Raw genomic sequence first — 20,544 nt, forward strand, 5'->3', positions numbered from 1 at the left:
CGTTCGTAACTTCACTTCCGTGCGCGACGAATTGCAAACAGCACGTTCTTCTTCTGTTCCCTGGTCCAGTCCTGTTCCGGTCAAGCAAAACTACAAAGTGGTTACCCCGCTCATCCATGAGCCGCTAGCAACTGCGATATAACAAGTCCTTAATTCTCGGGCCGACCTCCTCGCCGCGTAACCCCCTAAAGGGCTAGATCACACCCCCCATCATTATTCCCACTGAAAACTTTTTTTCTAGTCCTTTTTTTCGCAGTTCAGGCCCTTGTTACAAGGATGCTTAAAAAGGGGGCACTTAAAATCGCTCTGTGCCTGCGAGCTGATCAGGCGGGGCTATCGATCTTTGTTAAATGCAAGATTCTATTCTCAAAGTAGTAACGTCGTTTCCTGAAACCGGGCTGCGGTCCCCGCATTTGAACAATCTGCCCGGGCACATCGTTCTTCGATACGTAGTGCAACGCTTGTGCCATGCGGTGTCACCCCGATGCCGATCCGGCTTCGCATGCCCGGACCGCCTAGCGCGCTGTTGTCTATACGAAACGACCGCACAACTTGTTCTGTGGTCGCTACGCGCGCAGCACCAGCCCGTTGGATTGCCGATTTAGAAGTCGATATCGAGTCCGTCGGTGCCGATCTCGGTGGCAGGGAAGATCGCGCGGGCTGTCGCCAGGCCCACTGGATCGATCGCGTTGATCAAAGGATTGACGTGTACCAGCACGAGCCGCCCAACCCCTGCGGCAAGGGCCACTTCGGCCACGGGCGTCGTATGGCTGTGGCCAGTCGTCGCCGCCAGGTCCGCGAGTTCGTCGGCGAAGTAACATTCGTGGATCAGCACGTCCACCCCGCGAATCCGCGCGACGTAATCCGCATCGGGACGGGCGGGGGTATCTGTGACATAAGCCAATGACCGGCCGGGCCAATCCAGCCGAAACCCAATCGATCCGCCGGGATGGTCTAGCGGAAAGTGAGTCAACCGTCCCCCCTCAGGTAGGGATACGGCATCGGGTAGCGGAAGAAAATCGCACGGCGGCTCGACCGGAAACAACAACTCGTGAAACAGATGGGTTTTGACCGCGGCGACCTTCTCTCGCTCTCCATAGACCGTGGCGCGCGTGACGGGCGTGCCATTTAGTACGTCAAAGAGAAACGTCAAACCGACGACATGATCGACATGGGCATGGGAGAGAAAGATCGTTAACTGTGGCGTCTTCAGGTGCTCGCGCACGCGAAATATGCCGGTGCCGGCATCCAGCACAACCCCGATCTCGGGCAACATAAAGCAGGCAGTATGCCGTAGCTCGTTGGGATGGTAACCCGTCGATCCCAATATGAGGAGTTTCATACGATCACTGTGCTACAGTCCTTGACACCGAAGATTGTCGAGCATTGTGCCACATTTTCATCCAGCGGGCGCGTTGAAAACCGCGGACCTTCGTCAGAATTCGCGAGACAGACAGCCGCGTCACCCAGGAGAGATGGTTGGGCAGGTACACTTTGGCGCGCGTCGACGGAAGACTTCGCAGCGATCGAAGAGAGAAATTTGCCGGGCTAATGCGGCGGTGGCGCGGCAAACGCGCTCCGCTCTACTGCTTCGGCTCCAGTGGCGACAGCAACCGATCGAGTTGCCGTTGCAATCCGTTGCGCAGCGCTCCTCCAGCCGCGTCGCGGACGAACTTGGCTTGGATCTCGGCCAGTTTCTGGCGATCGATCTCGGGACGCGCCAATGTTCCGGCGATCGGCACTTGAATCGTTTGGTTCTTCAAGTTCTCGCGCAGCGCGCTGTCTCGAATCCAGGCGGTAGGCACATTCATCTCGGCCATGATGGCCAGGGTCTGATCGAGCCCGACCGATCCGTACGTGCGGACCGTCACTTCGGGGAACTGTAGTTCCAAACCGCGATGGTAGACCCGGCCCTGCACCATCTTGAAATCGATCTTCGAGTTTTGAGCCAGGCGCACGGTCGACGGACTGCCAAGCAGTACCGACAATTCTTGCACCAACGGTCCCGGCTCGACATCGAGCGAGTTTACCACCACCTGTCCGGCCACTTCGCCGCTGTTGGGTTGGGCGAGCGGCACCTGGCAACCAGCCAGTTGTACGGAGAAGGTTCCGTCGACTTTCGTTATGCCCGCCAGGGCCGGCGCGACATACATCATCCACAGCCGGCACATTTCCGGCGTGGCGCGGACCTGCTCGATGAGCGGCCCAGCCGGCACCTGCAACACGGCTGGCAATGGCGCTAGGCGCACGACTGGTGCCAATGTCAACGTTCCCCCGCTCACGTTCAATCGTGTCGGTACGATTTGCAGAGTTCCGCCCGCCAGCGATGCCTGTAAATTCCCGCCGGCGACATCGAAACCCAACAGCGACGCGGTTTGCCAACCGAATTCGGCTTTGCCAACCATTTGCTGCATTGCCTGATCACGCGCTGCTGCGGGGCTGACTTCTGGCGTCTGCGAAGCACCAATCGGCCCGGCGAGCGAGAAGGATTTCGACTCACGTCCCGTGGCGCGGACATCATTGCCGAAGTACGGCTGCAACAGGAGGGTCAATTTTTCCAGATCGTAATCGGCCTTGCCGCTGAGCGCTAGCTCTCGGTCCTTGGACCAGCGATCGATCCGACCATTGGCCGCCAATCGTATGGCGTCGGAATCGACGGCGAAGCTCGTCAACTGCACTGCGTCATTGCTCTCGTCGTACGTCGCGTTGGCGGTCACCCGCAACTGCCGTTCGCGCCAAGGTTGTCCTGTGCGAGGCTGCACCGCCAGGTCATCGATCGTTACGTTCAGGTCGAGAGCTGGCGAACGCTGGCCGAGGTCAGCGTGCAGGTTGCAGGACATCAGCCCACTGATTTGTAGTTCAGACGGCAGTCGTGGATCGTGTAGCCAGCGTTCGAGCGTGGCGAGATTTCCCTGGAACTCGGCATGATCGATGCGACCACCATTAGCCGAGTTAGCGAGAGCAAAAGTGGCATCCTGCAGCCGGCCCCCTACGTCGGCGGACGTAAGCGTTACATCCTTCAATAGCAGTGTGTTCTTCGTCAAATCCAATTGCCCATTGCCGGTCAATCGTAAGCGGGGTTCGTCGATGAACGTCGTCGGACCCCAGGCGTGCAGCGTCGCGAAATCGGCTTGGCACTTTTCGATCTCGATGAAGTCGTTCGCGTAGGTGACGTTCGAAACGATTTCGGCCTGGCCGGAAATGTCCCAACCCGGCGGTGGCGTGAACCAAGGTTCCAGGCGCGCCAACCATCGAGCCAACTCGCCGCGTAAATGCGCGTCGACCGGCCACTTTGCCTGGGGGCCGAGTTGGGCCACCGGCGACACCAACGTGGCGGTGAATTCATCCGTGGCCGACGCCACCTGCACACTGGCCGTCTCAACTCCCTTCACAACCTTGCCGTCGAGTTGTCCCTTCACCGCAGCGGTGACAACCAATTTGGCGTCGTTCCAGGCGGGCTTACCGGGGCGGGCCAGCACGAAATTTGTCGCTTGCAATTCGGCGTCTGCTTCGAACGAGTCGTCTGCCGCACGCTTCCAAGTGAGGCGGCTCCAACCGTCGCCGCCGATGCGAACGGCCCCCATGTCCAAGAACTGACCGAGTTCCTCGGCCAGTCTGGCGAGTTCGAAATTTGCGGTCAGTCCAAAAAAATCGGGCGTGCCCGACCCTTCGAACTTCAGAAAGTCCGATTCGCCATTGAGATGCTCGATCACGGGACCCTGCGGTGTGTCATGGCCCGCTACGGTTACGACCAGCGGATGGTCCCAGGAAATCTGTCGACCCTGCTCGGTGGCCAATAGTCGCGTTGTTTCGACGCGTCCGGTGCAGGCCCATTGGCCGTTGGTCAAGCCGCTCGTCAGATCAACGTTGACGGCGCCCTCGTTGATTTGCATCCCTTCCCGTACCCGCAACGTTGTGGGCAGCACGCGCGACAGCTTTGCCAGGTCGAGACTGCCTTTGATCTCACCCTCGGAATGTGGCAGCACGCTCCAGAGGGATTTGATCCATTCGGGACCGAGCGTGCGCAGGTCGCCGATCGCCCCCGAGCAAGTGAGTTGTCCAATATCGGACTGGACATCGCAGCGACGGACTTCCAATCGCTGACCATTACGCAGCACGCTGCACGGCACGTGCAAATGTTCCAGACGGAATCGATCGTCTCCGGTCCAGGGGCCGACGAGCGCCAACTGCGCTACGGTGACCTGGCCATCCAACTCTAACTGTGGCGACGCGACATCCGTGCTGTTCCAGCGGGCAGTCACGTCGGTCTCAAGCGTGCCGGTCAATTCGCTGCCGGGGGCCACACGTCGCAGCAGTGGTTCGAACAATTCCAACGGCAGCGCCTGCGATGTAATAACAATCTCGCCTTGGCTGTTGTCGAGCGGTCCCGGCGGTCGACCGTCGGCAGCGGGACCGACCGCTCTTCCAGGCTCGACTTTTAGACGCAGCGAAAACTGTCCAGCGGGCTCGCCCGGCGCAACACGCCCGGTGGCGGTTACGGCCAACTCCTGGCCGAGATCACGTGGCACAACCACTTCGCAGGCGAACCCATCAATTTGCCATTGGCGGCCGGCTGCCGCATCATCGATATGGGCCGTCCCCTCATTCACGACGAGCGTGATCCCCACGCGCGCTGGGGGCGCGTCGCGATGGTCTTTATGGTGGAGCATTGCGCCGGCGGCCTCTTCGACATTGCTGTCGTGTTCGCGCAAGACCAAGTCCACTTGCGGACGCTCGAGCCGGAACGTGCCCAGGTCTCGCGGACTGGTGAGCAACTGCAACAGCGTCTTGTCGCTGGTCACTTCTGGTACGGCAAAGAGTTGCCGGCCGTCTGCATCTCGTATGTCGATGTCTTGCACAACGATCGACGATAGCCAGCCGAGCGAGGCCCCTCCGACAGTGATCGTGCCGTGAAATTTTCCTGTGGCGCGGGCTACAACGCGATTCAGAATCGGCCCGAATCCGACGATGACCGGTGCAAACCACAGCAGCGCGGGGAACCCAATGAGAATTGTCGCGGTGAACAGCCAGCGCCGGCGGCGACGGGGCCGAGGGGCCTCATCGGTAGGGGGCGGAGCTTTTTTTGTGCGGGCCGCGGTGGCCATGACCTGCTGTCCTGGGCAGAATGGCGTTTACAGATTAGATGCCGTTCGTCGCGCCTCGGGGACCTGCGAGCACACCCGGGCAGACGGGGGCATTCTAGGCGCAAATTCACGGCACGGCCTAGAGCGGATCGTCCGGCATTGGTACAGTCGATAGCAGCAGGCCGCGCTGTGGCCCGCCGCCGAAGATGCGGTGTGGTTGGCACCCGCTCGCCGCGGCCACGCCCAGACGCTTCCCAGTGCGATTCGACCTGCGACTTAAACTGCTAGCACCGACCCGCCCGCCCGGAGCAATTGGAACCATGGCCGACTACCCCAAGTTGTTTCGTGTTCGCCAGAAATTCGAGGCGCCGCACGTCGCCGACGTCGCGGCCGATGTCCGCAAGGAACTAACTCGTCTGAGCCTGGCAGACCGGGTTAAGCCGGGACAAACCGTGGCGATTACCGCCGGCAGCCGCGGCATCGCCAATATCCACCTGATCGTGAAGGCGACCGTCGACCACTTCAAGTCGCTGGGGGCCAAACCGTTCATTGTGCCAGCGATGGGCAGTCACGGAGGCGGGACAGCCGCCGGACAGCAACACATTCTCGAAGGTTACGGTATCACCGAAGAATTCTGCGGCTGCCCGATCCAGGCCAGCATGGACACAGTCGTTGTCTGTCAGACGGCGGAGGGATTTCCGGTTCACTTCGATCGATTTGCATTCGGCGCGGACCACGTCGTGGTGGTGGGCCGTGTCAAACCGCACACGGACTTCGTCGGCGACATCGAAAGCGGCTTGATGAAAATGATGCTCATCGGCCTGGGCAAGCACGAGGGGGCAAAAATCTATCACCGCGCGATTCAGAACTACAGCTTCGGTCAGATTGTCCGTAGCGTTGCGACCCAGGTTCTCGAGAAATGCCGCATCGTCGCCGGCTTGGCCATTCTGGAGAACGCCTACGACCAGACCGCCAAGATCGCGGCGGTTCGGCCCGAGGAATTCGAACCGCGCGAGAAAGAATTGCTGGTGCTTGCCCGGCAATGGCTGCCGCGGCTGCCATTTCGCACCTGCGACATTCTGTTTATCGACGAGATTGGCAAGAATATCAGCGGCGCCGGCATGGACACCAACGTCGTGGGGCGCAAGTTCCAGATGCACGCCCCCGGCCCTGATGAATACCCGAAGGTAAAGCGAATCGTCGTGCGCGGGCTGTCAGCGGAAACCAACGGCAACGCCTCGGGCATCGGCATGGCCGAGTTCTGCACCGTGCGCACCATCCGCGAGACGAACTTGGAATTCACGCGGATCAACTGCCTGACCAGCGGCCACGTGGGTGCGGCTATGATGCCGGTCGATTTTGAGACCGATCGCGAAATCCTCGACGCCGCCTTGCCGACGATTGGACTGACCGAACCGCCAGATGCGAAAGTACTGTGGATTCGCAACACCCTGGACGTGGCCGAAGTCGAGTGCTCGCAAGTTTACTTAGACGAGGCTCGCAGCCGCGACGATTTGGAAATCACCAGCGACCTGCGTGAAATACCGTTCGACGTGCAAGGGAACTTGCCGCGTACGGTATACGAGTTCGCCGAGATGGCCGGGGCGCGGCGATAGGTTCAGGCGTTCAGGGCAGTGCAATTGCTTCACGCTTCTCATAGGGATTGCGCTAATCCCGACTAGCCCCGATTTCTGACCGGGGTTGACCCAAAATCCGGGGCCACGTATCGTTGCGGCCCCTTCTGACTACGTTTCCAGCGACGCCAATTGGCAAGGAAGTCGAGGAGTCCTGGTATGCAAGCTGCTTCGCCCGTTTCCGCCTCGTCCGATCCCCAGACGGCAGGCGTTCCCCTGATCGATATGTCGCGCCAGTTTCAGCCGCTGGCCCAAGAAATCACCGAGGCCGTGGGACGCGTGCTGGCATCCGGCCGCTTTGTCTTGGGGCCTGATTGCCAGGCTTTGGAAAAATCGATCGCCGCCTACTGCCACGTCCCCCACGCGATCGCCTGCGCTTCGGGAAGCGACGCGATCTTGCTGGCGTTGATGGCACTCGGGGTCGGGCCCGGCGACGAGGTGATTCTGCCGAGCTATACATTCTTTGCCACAGCCGCCGCCGTGGCACGATTGGGAGGCAAGCCGGTATTCGTCGATATCGACGCCGCCACGTTCAATATCGATCCGGCGCTCGTGGAAAAGGCCCAAACTTCGCGCACCAAGGCGATCATGCCGGTTCATTTGTTCGGCCAATGCGCCGACATGGATGCGCTGCTTGCGATTGCCGCGCGGCACAAGCTAGCCGTTGTCGAGGATGCCGCGCAGGCCATTGGCGCCGAGCACAAGCACCGCCCGGCGGGCAGCATGGGAGACATCGGCTGTTTCAGCTTTTATCCGACCAAGAACCTTGGTGGCCCGGGTGACGGCGGCATGTTGTCCACGACGCGCCAGGACCTGGCCGATCGCCTGCGATTGCTGCACCAGCACGGCATGCAACCTCGCTATCACCACCAGGTGATTGGCGTCAACAGCCGGCTCGATACGTTGCAGGCCGCAGTGCTGAACGTAAAGCTGCCGCACTTGGATCGCTGGACCGCCCAGCGCCAACTGCATGCCCGCCGCTATCACGAATTGTTCGCGCAACAAGGCTTGGCAGACATTTTGGGTCTGCCCGTCGAGGCCGCCGACCGGCGCCACGTTTGGAATCAGTACGTCGTGCGGGTGCCGGACGGCCGTCGCGACGCGTTACGCGAGCACTTGTCGAAGCAGAAAATCGGCACCGAGATCTACTACCCGGTTCCGTTGCATCAGCAACAATGCTTCGCCTATTTGGGCTATACCCCTGGCAGTCTGCCCCTCACCGAGCAGGCGGCACGCGAGACGTTCGCGCTGCCGATCTTTCCCGAGCTCACGTTCGAGGAGCAGAAGTTCGTCGTCACCAAGATCGGTTCCTTCTTCGGCGTCAGTCAACAGCAACGGGTGCCGGCACCGAAGTTTCTCAAGCACGCTCAAGCGGCCGACGAATTGCGGACCGGTCGCAAGAACGTCTAACGAGCTGCGACCTTCGGCGGCAATTTATGCGGCGCGCGGTCTCTTCCCCGGACCCCGGCCAACTAATTGGTACATCAGGGAATTGCCCTGTTTTCCCGCGATTTTGGCGGCCCCCGTCTCGCGCAGACAATACGCCACGCGCTGCGCCATCCAGCGCGGTTTGCCGATCGCCTCGGCCAGCTGGCCCGTATGAAAGCGCTTGGGCAGGTCGCAGGCCAATAGACTGACCAAATCCGCGGCCGTGCGCAGCACTCGGCTTTCGGCCACGCACACCAGTAGTTGATCTTCGACCTGATGATCGTTCTTGCCCCAGCGCCGCCGCCGACCGTGCCCCGGGAAGCGGTATTCTTCCACGTCCACGAGCACCGCTTCGATCGATAGCCGCGGATGCGGGAAGACCTTGGTGAAGTAGACCATCTCGTGAAACAGATCGAAGATCTGGCCCCGCTTGGGGCTGCGTCTACGCGAAACGATTTTGCCCCCGCGGCGATGTCGCTTTACCAGAAACTTCTCGCGCACGATCGGCTTCACGACGCGCACCGTGTGTTCCTTCAGCAGTTCCGCGATCTTGAAACTGATCGCGCCTAAGCGGCCGTGTTGGATTTCGACCAACTCGTCACCCACCACAGCGTCGACGCGGTAGCGACCATAGCGAACCTCGGTTCGCGCGGCGGCGCCGGCGTAGAGCAGTTTCATTTCGCGGTGCAGGCTGGTTTCCATGCGGCTCGTCAGGCCTGTGGTGAGATGCCGAAGTCACGAATCGTCAGCAGGCTATCGAGCGTGATACCTCGGGCTGCGAATGCCTCGCGGCCCCCCTCGAGTCGATCCACGATCGTTATGACCCGTTTGACGGTCATGCCAAACTCCAGGGCGCGATCGATCGCCAGCATCGACGAGCCGCCCGTAGTAACCACGTCCTCTACGATCACGGCATCATCGCCTGGTTGCACCGGTCCTTCGATGTAGCGATTCGTGCCGTGCCCTTTGGGTTCCTTGCGGACCATGAATCCCAATAGCGGTACACCGCGAATGCCCGCCAGCGTGATCACGGCCGCGGTGATGGGGTCGGCGCCGATCGACATGCCCCCCACGGCCTTGGGGATGTGGGCTGCGAGCAGATCGAGAATTCCTTCGCCCACCAGACGCGCTCCGGCCGAGTCGAGCGTCACTTGCTTGGTATCCAGATAGAAACTGGCTTTCTTGCCCGAGGCCAGCGTGAAATCGCCGAACTTCAGTGCCTTGGCGCGAATCAGGTCGATGAGCGGTTGTTTGTCGTACACGGTAGCGAGACGGCTGCGCAGGGCCGATCCTGGGTCAGAGGTGGAGAAACTACCGCGAAGCATACCAATCCCGCGTCGTCTTGCCAGGGTGTGGCCGCGGCGGGAGGAGCTCGACTAGCGCACGATGCGCACGCGCGATTCGACGGTCATCATGTCGTAGACGTCTTCAATATCGCGCTGGCTTAGGCGAATGCAACCACGCGAGTCGGCCTGGCCGATGCTGGCCGGATCGTTCGTGCCGTGAATACCCAGGTGGTCGTCCAGGCCGATCCAATACTTGCCGAGAGGATTGGTCGGATCGTTGGCGTCGATTACCCGGTCGGGGCCGTAATACGTCGGATTGGGCTGCTTGATCTTGACGGTGAAGTCTCCCTCGGGCGTGGTCTGATCGGCACCGATGCCCACGGGGAATCGTCCGGCGAAACGACCCCCCAGCATCAGCGAAAGATGCCGGCTGTTCATGCTCACTACGGCATCGAAGGGGCCTTGTACAACCTTCAGCTTGTCACCGGGGCGAAGCTGATTCGGATCGGCGATTCCGTTGATCTTGGCCAGCAATTGCGCCGGCACTTTATAGTGCATCGCCACGCGGTCCAGCGTGTCGCCAGGCTGCACCTCATACGCCGGCAGCAGCAGATGTTCGCGTGAATAGATTACGGTGCCGGCCAGCTGATGGAGCAGTGGCAGTAGCACCTGCTGATCTGGTTCCGTCAAACGGGGGTCGTCGTACCAGCGCGACAAAAGCAGTAGTGCCGGATCGAGGCGGTTTTCTTGCAGCAGGGCGCCAGCCGCCGCATAGTCAGTCGCGAAATTGCTCTCGGGTACTCCGCTGCCAAGCGAAGCCGCCGGTTCGGTGGGTGGGACGGAAAATGGCGATGCCACCCCCGGGTCGGCCGCGGCCGGCTGTTGATACGAGGCGCCCGCGGCCGCCGGATCGTGATGCTCCGGCGCTTGCATCGGATCTTGCCCTACAATGGGCAACGATGCCGAGGGGATAGCATTCGGATCACCGGGGCCCACGCTGGGTGCTACAAAGGGGGGCACTGCACCGGAATCCTGCTGGGGCGCCGACGGGGCGTCGAACGGAGGCGCGTCGGCCGGCGCGGCGGGCTGCGATTGCAAAACCTGCGGCGCGCGAGGCGCGGCCGGTGCTGCCAGGGTCGGCGGCGCGCCCCCTTGCGAAGCATCGGCGCTGGGCAACTCGATCTGCGGTGCTCCCTGCCAATCGTCCGGTGTCGCGCCCGGCGGCGGCTCGACGTCGCGCACGCCGGTGAGCCCGACGTAAACACCGTATGCGACAGCCGAAAGCACGGCGACAATCAGCAGCGTCTTAAAGGCCTGCACTGTCGTCTCTCCTGAAAACTCCCTTGACATGGCCCCAGAAGGGGCAGATTGCGGAGAGATCATAGGGGAACATCGAAATTCACGCTATGTCAGCCAGGGGCAATCAAGCCCTGGCAACAGCATGCAAACGACGATGTCCCCCAGATGGCAGGTTGGGCAGATTCTAAACTTTCCCAAAACCACAGACGGGGCCGCTCTATGCGCTTGCGCCGGGCGCGGCATTGCCAGGCTTGTTCGTCGCGGTCTTAGCCTCGCGCAGCCGTGCGCGAATTTTTTCCAATCGCTCGGCCAATTCACGTTCGAAACCGCGCGGCACCGGGCGGTAGTATTCCCGGTCGACACCCAAATAATCCTGCGATGCCACGCCATCGGGCGCATTGTGCGAGTACTGATAGCTGTCGCCATGGCCAAGCCGCTTGGCGCCCCCGTAGTGGCTGTCTTTCAGGTGCACCGGCACAGGCAACAACCGGCCCGACGACACATCGGCGCGCGCTTCGGCGATGCCAACATAGCTGGCATTCGATTTTGGCGCGCACGCCAAGTACGTCACGGCCTGTGCCAATGGCAGCTGACACTCCGGCAGTCCGACAAACTCGGTGGCTTGCATGGCCGCTACGGCCAGCGGCAGGGCGTGGGGATCGGCATTGCCGATATCCTCGCTGGCAGCGATCACGATGCGCCGCGCCAGAAACCGCACGTCTTCGCCCGCTTCGAGCATCTGGGCCAGCCAATACAGAGCGGCGTCGGGGTCGCTGCCGCGAATACTCTTAATCAGCGCGCTGGCCGCATCGTAATGCGCGTCTCCCTGGCGGTCGTAGGTAATTGCTTTGCGCTGCACCGATTCTTCGGCCAGTGCACGCGTGAAATGCAGCGGTCGCTGCGGGCTGGACAGCACGCCGACTTCCAATGCCGAGAGCGCACGACGGGCGTCGCCATCGCTAACTTCAGCCAGAAATTCGAGCGCATCGTCCGCGAGTCGCACGTCCTCACCCCCCAGCCCACGCTCTTTGTCCGTCAACGTGCGCCGCAGCAGTTGCTTGATGTCGTCGACCGATAAGGCCTCGAACTGAAACACTCGGCTGCGGCTCACCAGAGCACTATTGATGGCAAAGAACGGATTCTGCGTCGTGGCGCCTACCAGAATCACGATACCGTCTTCGACGTCGGGCAGCAGCACGTCTTGCTGCGACCGATTGAAGCGATGGATCTCGTCGACGAACAAAAGCGTCTTCTTGTTGTCGGCCGAGAGCCGATCGCGTGCTTCTTGCAACACGTCGCGCAGATCTTTCACGCCGCTGGTGACGGCGTTGAGCTGTACGAACTTGCTGCGGCTTTCGGCGGCCAGCAGCCGTGCCAGGGTGGTTTTGCCGGTACCGGGCGGCCCATAGAAAATGACCGAGCCCAAACGATCGGCCTTCAGCAACCGGTTGAGCAGCTTCCCTTCGCCAAGAAACTGGCGCTGGCCCACAAACTCGGCCAAGGTGCGCGGCCGCATCCGCGCCGCCAGCGGCTGCGCCTGCTGACGATTCTGAGCTTCGCCCGCCTCAAACAGGGAGGGGCCGGGAATGGGTTTCATCGACGGTTCTCGAACAGCGAAAAGAACGAACGCGATTGGTGGTGATCGGGCCGTCAAATTATACAGATTGTTCGGCGGCCGGCTTCGCGCGACGATCCAATTACCAACGAGACGCCACCCCGAGCTGGACCGGCGAGCGGCGCCACGTCAAAACAAGTTCATCTGCCCGCTAGCAGCTCGCGGCGGCGTGAAGAGCGATGTATCGAAGGCCGGCAGGCGGCCGTCCAGGCCGTGTTTCGCGCGAAATACGCCAAAGGTCTGTTTGATCTGCTCGGCGTAGTTTCCGCGGCCGCGCTGCCGTTCGCTGAATGCCGATTGGTAGAGTTTGCCGCCGCGCGTGCCGCGAATGCGCGATTCGACGCGGGCGAGGGCCTCGGGCCGGTTTGTGGCCAGCCAATCCATGAAGATCGGGTTCACCGCGTGCGGTAGTCGCAAGAGCACATAGCTCGCCGTCTTTGCTCCGGCTTCAGCCGCTGCCTCGAGGACCGCTGGCATCTCGTGGTCGTTCAAGCCGGGGATGATCGGCGCCACCATGACACCAACTGGTACGCCGGCATCGGTTAATCTACGAATGGCCTGCAAGCGTGCGGCAGGACGCGACGTGCGAGGTTCCAGGGCGCCGACCAATTCTGCGTCGAGCGTGGTCACGCTCAGATGCACGTGTACCAGATTCTGCCGCGCCATGTCCGCAAGAATGTCCAAGTCGCGCACCACCAAGGCGTTCTTGGTGATGATGCCGCAGCATTGCCGCGACTCGCTCATCACTTCCAATACGGCCCGGGTCAGCCGCAGTTTCCGTTCGATCGGTTGATAACAATCGGTTACGCCCGACATCATGATCATCTCGCCGCGCCATTTTGGACGAGCGAGCGCCGCACGCAGCAACGCGGCCGCGTCATGCTTGACCATGACCTTGGTTTCGAAATCCAGCCCGGCGTTCATCCCCAGGAATTCATGCGAGGGTCGCGCATAGCAGTAAGAGCAGCCGTGCTCGCAACCACGGTAGACGTTGATGCTGTAGCGAAAGCCAATGTCGGGGCTGTCGTTGGTGGCGATGATCGACTGCGATTGGTCGGGCAAAAACGCGGTCGGTATCGTACGGCGCGCGGCCAACAGGTCGTCGTCCTCAGCCAATTCGTCGAATTGGGGTTCCAGATGGACCGCTTCGAATCGGTTGCCTGGTCGCGTGCTGGTGCCGCGGCCGACGAATTTTTGCTGTGGTTCGCTGGGCATGCGGAGACCCGGACAAGGGAGGATGTGACTGTCGGTCCGATCGAGAGTGCGAGGCAAGAGTACCCGATTATACCGCGACGACCGGCGGTGGAATTCCCGACGCGCCGCGTGATTGCGATGATATTGCCGCGGCCGCCCCCATGTTGGCGTATCGCACGCGGTACGGGCGTTCGAAGACACATCGTCGCCAGACCTTACGCCGCCGGCAAAAAAGGGTAATTTCTTGACGCGTCAATTTGCGCTGGATAATTTGCAAGAGTCCAACGCTGGCTCATGGGACATTCTCGCGCCACCAACATCCGTTCGCGGACAGGAGGTAGGGAAGATGCGTGTTCATCGACTGTGTGTGGCGGGCATCGTAACGATCGTTGTCCTCTCGGGCATCTCAACCGTTGCGGCCACGGAATATTTCCTGACGATCGGCGGCGGCTACACTCCCAGTGGCAATCAGGCCTCGCTGGAAAAGAATGTCTTGTTCTTCCAACATCTGCTGGCGGAACAACACCTGGCCGGTGCGGCGCACGACATTCTGTTCAGCGACGGCGACTCGCCCGGCCGCGATTTGCAATTTATCGATCCCACGGCGGGCGTACCGCGCGCCGTGTTGCTCGTTGCACGGGTCTTCGGCAAGGAAGACGACCTCGACACGCAGTTTCGTTCGCACGCTGTGCCTGGAATCCGCGGCGCCTCGTCGCGGCAGAATCTGGATCGTTGGTTTGACGATGTTGCGCCGCAATTGCACGCCGGCGACCGGCTGGTGATTTATCTCACCGGCCACGGAGGCAAGGGATCGCACGCGGACAATCCCCATTTCTTCATGTGGAACCACGAGCAAGTGCCGGTCAAGGATTTCGTCGCGAGGCTCGACAAGATCGACCCCGAGGTGCGCGTTGTGCTGGTGATGGTGCAATGTTATTCGGGCGGATTCGCGAATTGCATCTTTAACGAAGGAGATCCCAAGAAGGGCGTTTCGCGCGCCAACCGCTGCGGATTCTACGCCACGGTGCAGACTCGTCCGGCCGCCGGCTGCACACCCGAGATCGACGAAGAGAATTATCAAGAATACAGCAGCTCGTTCTGGGCCGCGATCGGCGGGCGAACACGGCTGGGCGAGCCCATTGCCGCGCGCGATTGCAACGTCGATGGTCAGATATCGTTTGCCGAAGCGCATGCACACGCACTGCTGACGTTGAATACCATCGACATCCCAGTGAAGACGTCCGACGCGTTTCTGCGCGCGTTCAGCAAATCTACGGGAGAGGCGGCCGAGCATTTGATCTCGCCCGACGCGCCGTTCGAGACGCTCGAATCGTTGGCCTCGCCGCTCGAGCGCGACGTGTTGAATGGGCTTTCCCAAACGCTCAACCTGGCGGGCGACGATCGATCGAAGTTAGCCCGCGATTTGGCAGAACGCCTTGAGAAAGAGCGCGGCGAGATCAACAGAGAAAAAAAGAAATTGCAGGGTGAGTATCAGCGCGCGCGCAATGCCATGGGCGAGATGCTCAAATTCCGCTGGCCCGAGTTTGCCAACCCCTGGAATCCCCAGGTTGCCGAGCAATTGCGTCGCGATGGGCCCGAGATAGTGGCCGCCATCGAAGGACATACTCGCTATAGCGAATTCTCCCGGTTGCACGACGAAATCTCCGAACACTCGGCCCGTGCGCTGGACGCCGAGTGTCGCTGGGTGAAATGCCAGCGATTTCTCAGGGTGACAGAAAACGTCGTGCTGGCGGCCAATCTCGACAAGGTCGCCACGCCCGAAATCCGCGACCGTTATCGCGCATTGCTCGACAGCGAGGCCGATACGCTCTGCGGTCGGCCATAAAGAGACGATTGCAGGCGCACGGGGCCACGAATCACGCGCTAGAGACGAACACGGGAACGGCGATCGATTCGTCCCTCATCTGATCCGTGTTGTCGCTGTCCTGACTCTTCTGCGAGCGATTGATTCTTCGCGTGTCGGCGAAAAAGCACTGAATTGCTGCGCCGCGCACGACAAAATAAGCGTCTCGCCCGTTCGCGCATCGCCCTTGTCTGGCGATCTTTGTGCCGCGTGTAGTGAATGTTACAGCGCGGTGGACGTGGCACGTCTGCATTTGTCAAGACCGAAAAAAGGTCGTGCCTGAATTGCCATCAAACTACGTTTGTCGCATGCGACGAGGCTGTTTATAATGCGACTGAAATCGAGGCAGCGCTTCAACTGTTTGATGTGCAGCAATTCGCCGAGAAGTCGTCAAAGGAACTTATGCCGTGCTTTCCGTTCGACCAAAAGTCGCCGAGTTGGTATTCCAGCTCTATGGAAGGTCGCTGCACCCAGAATTATTTCAGGTTTACAATAGTCGTTCGGTGAAACGTGGCGATTACGAGGCCACGATCAGCATCACCAGTGCCGGCCACATTGTCACTTGGCGACATCAGGGGTTGGTACTGACCGAAGTTTGCGCATCAGCGCAACATCCGCTCCCCCAGAAAAGACGGTTGCTATCCTATCGCCTCAAAGGCGAGCGCAGCGATCGAATGGAGTGTCGGGGTGGCGCCTCGTACCAGGTAAACTTCCAATTAGAGCCGGTCGAGCCCGAGGTCTTTTGGACCTTTCAGCAGGAACTGGCATTTTCTGGCGAGCGGCAGGGCATGTTGCACAATTTCCACTCCAGCGGCCGCATGGCGATCGGTGCCCTCAGCTATATCAACGTGGAAACGCGCAATCGCAGCCTGCTGGTGCAAGCGTTTCACACCTTTCCCGACGACTACGCCATCGTAAAGAGCCAATCTCTTTATGAAGTACCGTAGTTAAGGATTGCTTTCGCCAGGACGTGCCGCCGTTTGGCAAAATCGGCACGAACCACGCGGGCCGCTCTGATCACCCTCGGGTTACGGCGCATCAACTCGGCAAAAAGTCCTGCCCAGGTTGCCCATTGTAAATGCGTACGCAATGGCGGCATCCGCTGAAGTCTTTTTTTTCCTGCTCTCTGTGTCCTCGACGTCCTCGGTGGCAAAAATCCTCGGGCGCCTGGTCAGGAGAGCGTTCAGTCGAGATAACGCTGCGTCAGCCCCTGATAAGCGTCGATGCGGCGGTCGCGCAGAAAGGGCCAATGCGTGCGCACTACGTCGATCTGGTCCAGGTTGCACTCCACGATCAGCGTCTCTTCGGCATTGTGACTGGCGCGAGCCAGGATATTGCCATTCGGATCGGCGACAAACGACGCGCCCCAAAACTCGATATCACCTTCGCTGCCCGTGCGATTCGAGGCCGCCACGAAGACGCCATTGGCGATGGCATGGCTGCGCATCATTGTCTCCCATGCCGCATGCTGACTGGCGCCGTATTCTTCTTTCTCGCTGGGGTGCCAGCCGATAGCAGTCGGATAGAAAATAATCTGCGCGCCGGTCAGTGCGGTTAGCCGGGCTGCCTCGGGATACCATTGGTCCCAGCAGACACATGTGCCCAACTTGCCAAAGCGCGTCGGAAAGCTGGCAAAGCCCAAGTCGCCTGGCGTGAAATAGAACTTCTCGTAGTAAAGAGGGTCGTCCGGGATGTGCATCTTGCGATAGACGCCCGCCGTACTGCCGTCCGCATCGAAGATCACGGCGGTATTGTGATACAACCCCGCCGCGCGCCGCTCGAAAAACGAACCGACCACGGCCACCTGGTGTTGGCGGGCAGCGGCGGCGATGCGTTGGCTCGTGGGGCCTGGGATCGGCTCGGCATCGCCGAACCGCGCATGGTCTTCGCTCTGGCACGGGTATTGCCCTGCAAACAACTCTTGCAGGCAGACGATCTGCGCGCCGGCGCTGGCGGCTTCGGCAATGCGGGCAACGGCCTTCTCGACGTTGCGATCTTGCGAAGAGACGCAACTCATCTGCACCAGTGCGATGGTCACTTTGGCCGACGAAGAAGTTGACCGCTTGTCGGTTGGGTTGGGGCTGTGGCTCATAGTCCTGCGATGTTACCCTATCCGAGGTTGCATCGCCAAGGACCCTGGGCTCTGCCGAAAGTCGCGAGCATGACACACCAACAGCCTGTGGGCCTGTTCATCACTGGGACCGATACCGAGGTCGGCAAGACGTACATCGCGGCGCGCATCGCACACGCCTTGCACGCCGCGGGACGTCGTGTGGGCATTTACAAACCGGTGGCCAGCGGTTGCCGGGCCTTGGGCGATGAACTGGTGAGCGAGGATGCCGTGGCACTATGGAACGCGGCAGGGCGTCCTGGGGAACTCGACCGCGTTTGTCCGCAGCGATTTGCCGCGCCGCTGGCACCACACCTGGCGGCCCGCGCCGCCGGGTTCGAGATTTCCGCCGAACAATTGCGCACGGGGCTCGACTACTGGAGGGACCGTAGCGACGTGCTGGTGGTCGAAGGCGCAGGCGGACTACTCTCGCCCGTCGGTGACGACGATTACGTCGCCAACCTAGTGGCCGATTTTGGCTTTCCACTGATCGTTGTCAGCGACAACTCGTTAGGAACGATTCACCGCACGCTATCGACGTTGGTCGTCGCGGCGACTTGTGGCGAAGGTCTGGACGTGGCCGGCGTGATCCTCAATCAGGTCCGACCGGACGCGCAAGATGCCAGTGTCGCGTCGAACCTTGCCGAGCTGCGCGCGCGCTGCGTCCCCAAGGTGCTCGGCCTGGTGGGGTGGCAAGGCGAGCTGCCGCAGGAGATTGATTGGCTCGAACTGGCCGCGTCCTAGCGACGACCGGCCTGAACGCGCTGGGTGACGTAGTGCCAATAGTCGGTTGACAGCATTGACTGTTTAGGTCAACGCGGCAACCGCCCGCTGTTCGTGCCGGCGCTCGGCCATCGAGGTATCCATCGTTAATTCCATCGTCACGCTCCAGCGGCCCGATGCGTCGGCCTGCACCATCCAGTGCGGCTGCACGACGACCGACTGGTGAACCAATTCGAAGCCCCCTTCCGATTGGCTGACCGTTTCGATGGGGTAGGTCCATACGCCGCTCGCGCGCGAGGCTTTCCAGCCCACGTCGATTCCCAAGTATTCATCGACCAGGTTCAGCGAGCGAGCATCGGCCAGATTGAGCTGTTGGCCCAAGTGGCCCAACCGATGACCGTCGCCGTCGTGAAAGTACCGGTCGTCGCAGCCCGATGGCATCCCGGCGAAATTGAACTCCACGCCAAAATGGAACGACTGAGCGGGCTCCAGTCCCTCGATCAGGTAAGCGATTTCGAGCGTCGAGCTGCCGGCTTCCAGCGTGATGCCCTTGGTGATCTTCAGCGGATGTCCCCAGGCGTTGCCCTGCCGCGAGAGCTGCACCTGAATCCGGTTCGGGTTGCGTCGCAAGCGTGCTTCGTAGGCGCCGCTAGCGAAGTCACCCCGTTCGAGTGACTTGCCACCAGCGACGCTTTCCAATGTCGCGTCGGCGTCGAAGAAATGGTCGATCAGGCTCTTGCGCGGCAACGTGTCGTATTGCAGGCGGTCGTTCAGGCCGGGCTGCTTGAAGACGACGCGATCATGAATGCTGCTGACCCCATCGGCATTGGAGTTCGGACCGGCCAGCACCTTGCGGTGATACGCTTCGGGCTGGCGCGCCAGCGTTGCCATCAGATTCAAACAGATGCTGCGGACGTCGAGCTCGTAAAGTAGCCCGCCGCGCCACGGCCTGACCAGTGCCGCGAGCTTGTCGTTGGCCAGATAGACTTCCTGGCGTGCATCGAGATTGAAATCACCGACCACGGCTTCGATCCAGGGATCCGTGCGCTCGGCCGCGCGATCGAGCAGATTGTCGGCAGCTATTAACGAGCGATACACGGCATTGCGCAAGTGGGGCAGGTAGATGCCGCCGAACGCGCCGTGCCAGTAGCTGCAATTGCACTGGCCTCGATAAAGCTCGCTGCGGGCCGCCTCGACCAAGGTGCGATTCTGCCGGCTTTCTTCGGCCTCGGCCACGCGCCGACTGATCATCAGCATCCGCGTGTACATTTCGTCAGCTTCGGGATACTTCACCTTGAAGTTGCGCCAAAAGCCGCCGCGCACGAACTGCGACAAGACGGGCCAATGCGGATCATGCTCCAGTTCGTGCCGCACGCGCTCGTATTCCAAAAGCTGGGCGGTAGGGAGCGCCCATTCGGTCATCTCGCGATAGCTACTGTCGGGCAGATAGATTTTGCCATTGGGCGGAACGTTATCGATGGCCTCGGCGAGCGTGGTGGTTTTGATCCAACTTTCGTTGGCCACGAGCGCCTCGAAGAAACGGGACAGCCACCCGTCGTCGTAGACGTGACGCTTGGTCTCGGGCCAGGTGCCGAACTTCTCGCCGTCGTCGCCGAAAACGACCACGGCCTCGGGCCGCCGCTCGGCAATGCTCCGCAAGTGGTCGACCGTCGCCTCGGGCGCGGCGAAGGGGATCGTATACCGCAATCGCTCGCTGCCGGGAAAGATGGCCAGGATCTGCCCGTCATTCTCGCTGATGAAATACCCATCGAGTAGCTCAGGCGACAGACCGGCATTGCGAAAATGAAAGTCGTCGAGCACGGTGTAATGGATGTTGGCCTCGACCAGGTCGCTGACCATGGTCGGTTCCCAGACCCGCTCGGGAATCCACATACCGCGCACTTTGCATCGCAGCCGCGCCTCGAGCCATTGGGTATAGCTGCGGATCTGGCCGATGCGGTCGCGCGGAGGGATCATCGACAAGATCGGCTCGAAGAACGCCCCGCCAATGATTTCGATGCGCCCTTGCGAAACCAATTCCGCCAGCTCATCCAGGTACTCGGGATGGCGGGCCGCGAGCCACTCCATCAGCGAGCCGCTGGTATGCAAGCAGATCTGTAGCGAAGGAAAGCGGCGAAACACTTCCAAGAACGGCCGGTAGCTGTCCTGATAGGCCTGTTCGAAGACGCCGTCGAAGTTGCCGATCGGCTGATGATTGTGCAGAACGAGAGCGAGGCGAATCGTGTGTGGCATGATAGCGGCTGCGGCGAAGCAAAATTCCTTTTGATTAAATACCGCCCTGAAGGC

General features: G+C 60.9%; 14 protein-coding genes. 5 read left to right on the plus strand and 9 right to left on the minus strand.

The features are described 5' to 3' along the window. Nucleotides 1–601: 601 nt before the first annotated feature. Entirely contained in the window at nt 602–1,342 is a 741-nt protein-coding gene (locus VGG64_18900) for an MBL fold metallo-hydrolase (protein HEY1601677.1), read from the minus strand. Nucleotides 1,343–1,583: 241 nt separating this feature from the next. Further along, on the minus strand, nt 1,584–5,105 hold the full coding sequence (locus tag VGG64_18905; GenBank protein HEY1601678.1) for a hypothetical protein: 3,522 nt from the start codon (nt 5,103–5,105) through the stop codon (nt 1,584–1,586). Between the two features lie 299 nt (nt 5,106–5,404). Between VGG64_18905 and VGG64_18910 the strand changes: the two genes are divergently transcribed. Together VGG64_18910 and VGG64_18915 are read left to right on the plus strand one after the other, a co-directional pair. Beyond that, nucleotides 5,405–6,700: a lactate racemase domain-containing protein gene (locus tag VGG64_18910; GenBank protein ID HEY1601679.1), complete on the plus strand. Its 1,296-nt coding sequence runs from the start codon at nt 5,405–5,407 to the stop codon at nt 6,698–6,700. 177 nt (nt 6,701–6,877) lie between these two features. Continuing rightward, the gene (locus VGG64_18915; protein HEY1601680.1) at nt 6,878–8,128 is read left to right on the plus strand and encodes a DegT/DnrJ/EryC1/StrS family aminotransferase; all 1,251 of its coding nucleotides are present in this window, start codon (nt 6,878–6,880) and stop codon (nt 8,126–8,128) included. Nucleotides 8,129–8,152: 24 nt separating this feature from the next. Here the strand turns inward: VGG64_18915 and VGG64_18920 are convergent, their stop codons facing one another. From VGG64_18920 to VGG64_18940, 5 genes are all read right to left on the minus strand, one after another. Further along, nucleotides 8,153–8,848 carry a hypothetical protein gene (locus VGG64_18920; GenBank protein HEY1601681.1) on the minus strand — a complete coding sequence of 232 codons (696 nt, stop codon included), beginning with the start codon at nt 8,846–8,848 and terminating at the stop codon, nt 8,153–8,155. Nucleotides 8,849–8,856: 8 nt separating this feature from the next. Further along, nucleotides 8,857–9,471: an orotate phosphoribosyltransferase gene (gene pyrE, locus VGG64_18925; GenBank protein HEY1601682.1), complete on the minus strand. Its 615-nt coding sequence runs from the start codon at nt 9,469–9,471 to the stop codon at nt 8,857–8,859. Between the two features lie 51 nt (nt 9,472–9,522). After that, nucleotides 9,523–10,752 (minus strand): L,D-transpeptidase family protein, encoded by a 1,230-nt coding sequence (locus VGG64_18930; GenBank protein HEY1601683.1) that lies wholly within the window; start codon nt 10,750–10,752, stop codon nt 9,523–9,525. Between the two features lie 196 nt (nt 10,753–10,948). Then, the gene (locus tag VGG64_18935) at nt 10,949–12,328 is read right to left on the minus strand and encodes a replication-associated recombination protein A (protein HEY1601684.1); all 1,380 of its coding nucleotides are present in this window, start codon (nt 12,326–12,328) and stop codon (nt 10,949–10,951) included. Nucleotides 12,329–12,475: 147 nt separating this feature from the next. Then, entirely contained in the window at nt 12,476–13,561 is a 1,086-nt protein-coding gene (locus tag VGG64_18940; GenBank protein HEY1601685.1) for a PA0069 family radical SAM protein, read from the minus strand. Nucleotides 13,562–13,886: 325 nt separating this feature from the next. Here VGG64_18940 and VGG64_18945 point away from each other — a divergent pair, with 325 nt between their 5' ends. After that, nucleotides 13,887–15,386 (plus strand): hypothetical protein, encoded by a 1,500-nt coding sequence (locus VGG64_18945; protein ID HEY1601686.1) that lies wholly within the window; start codon nt 13,887–13,889, stop codon nt 15,384–15,386. Between the two features lie 425 nt (nt 15,387–15,811). Next, entirely contained in the window at nt 15,812–16,351 is a 540-nt protein-coding gene (locus VGG64_18950) for a DUF2617 family protein (protein ID HEY1601687.1), read from the plus strand. A 236-nt stretch (nt 16,352–16,587) separates the two neighbouring features. Here VGG64_18950 and VGG64_18955 read toward each other — a convergent pair whose 3' ends face one another. Beyond that, nucleotides 16,588–17,496 carry a carbon-nitrogen hydrolase gene (locus tag VGG64_18955; GenBank protein ID HEY1601688.1) on the minus strand — a complete coding sequence of 303 codons (909 nt, stop codon included), beginning with the start codon at nt 17,494–17,496 and terminating at the stop codon, nt 16,588–16,590. Between the two features lie 69 nt (nt 17,497–17,565). On the opposite strand from VGG64_18955, the gene bioD reads away from it, so the two are divergent. Further along, entirely contained in the window at nt 17,566–18,258 is a 693-nt protein-coding gene (gene bioD / locus VGG64_18960) for a dethiobiotin synthase (GenBank protein ID HEY1601689.1), read from the plus strand. A gap of 63 nt (nt 18,259–18,321) precedes the next feature. Here bioD and VGG64_18965 read toward each other — a convergent pair whose 3' ends face one another. Next, a complete protein-coding gene (locus tag VGG64_18965; protein HEY1601690.1) occupies nt 18,322–20,490 on the minus strand; it encodes an alpha-amylase/4-alpha-glucanotransferase domain-containing protein in 2,169 nt (722 codons plus the stop codon). Nucleotides 20,491–20,544 lie beyond the last annotated feature (54 nt).

It is taken from the genome of Pirellulales bacterium, assembly GCA_036490175.1.
Taxonomy (GTDB): Bacteria; Planctomycetota; Planctomycetia; order Pirellulales; family JACPPG01; genus JACPPG01.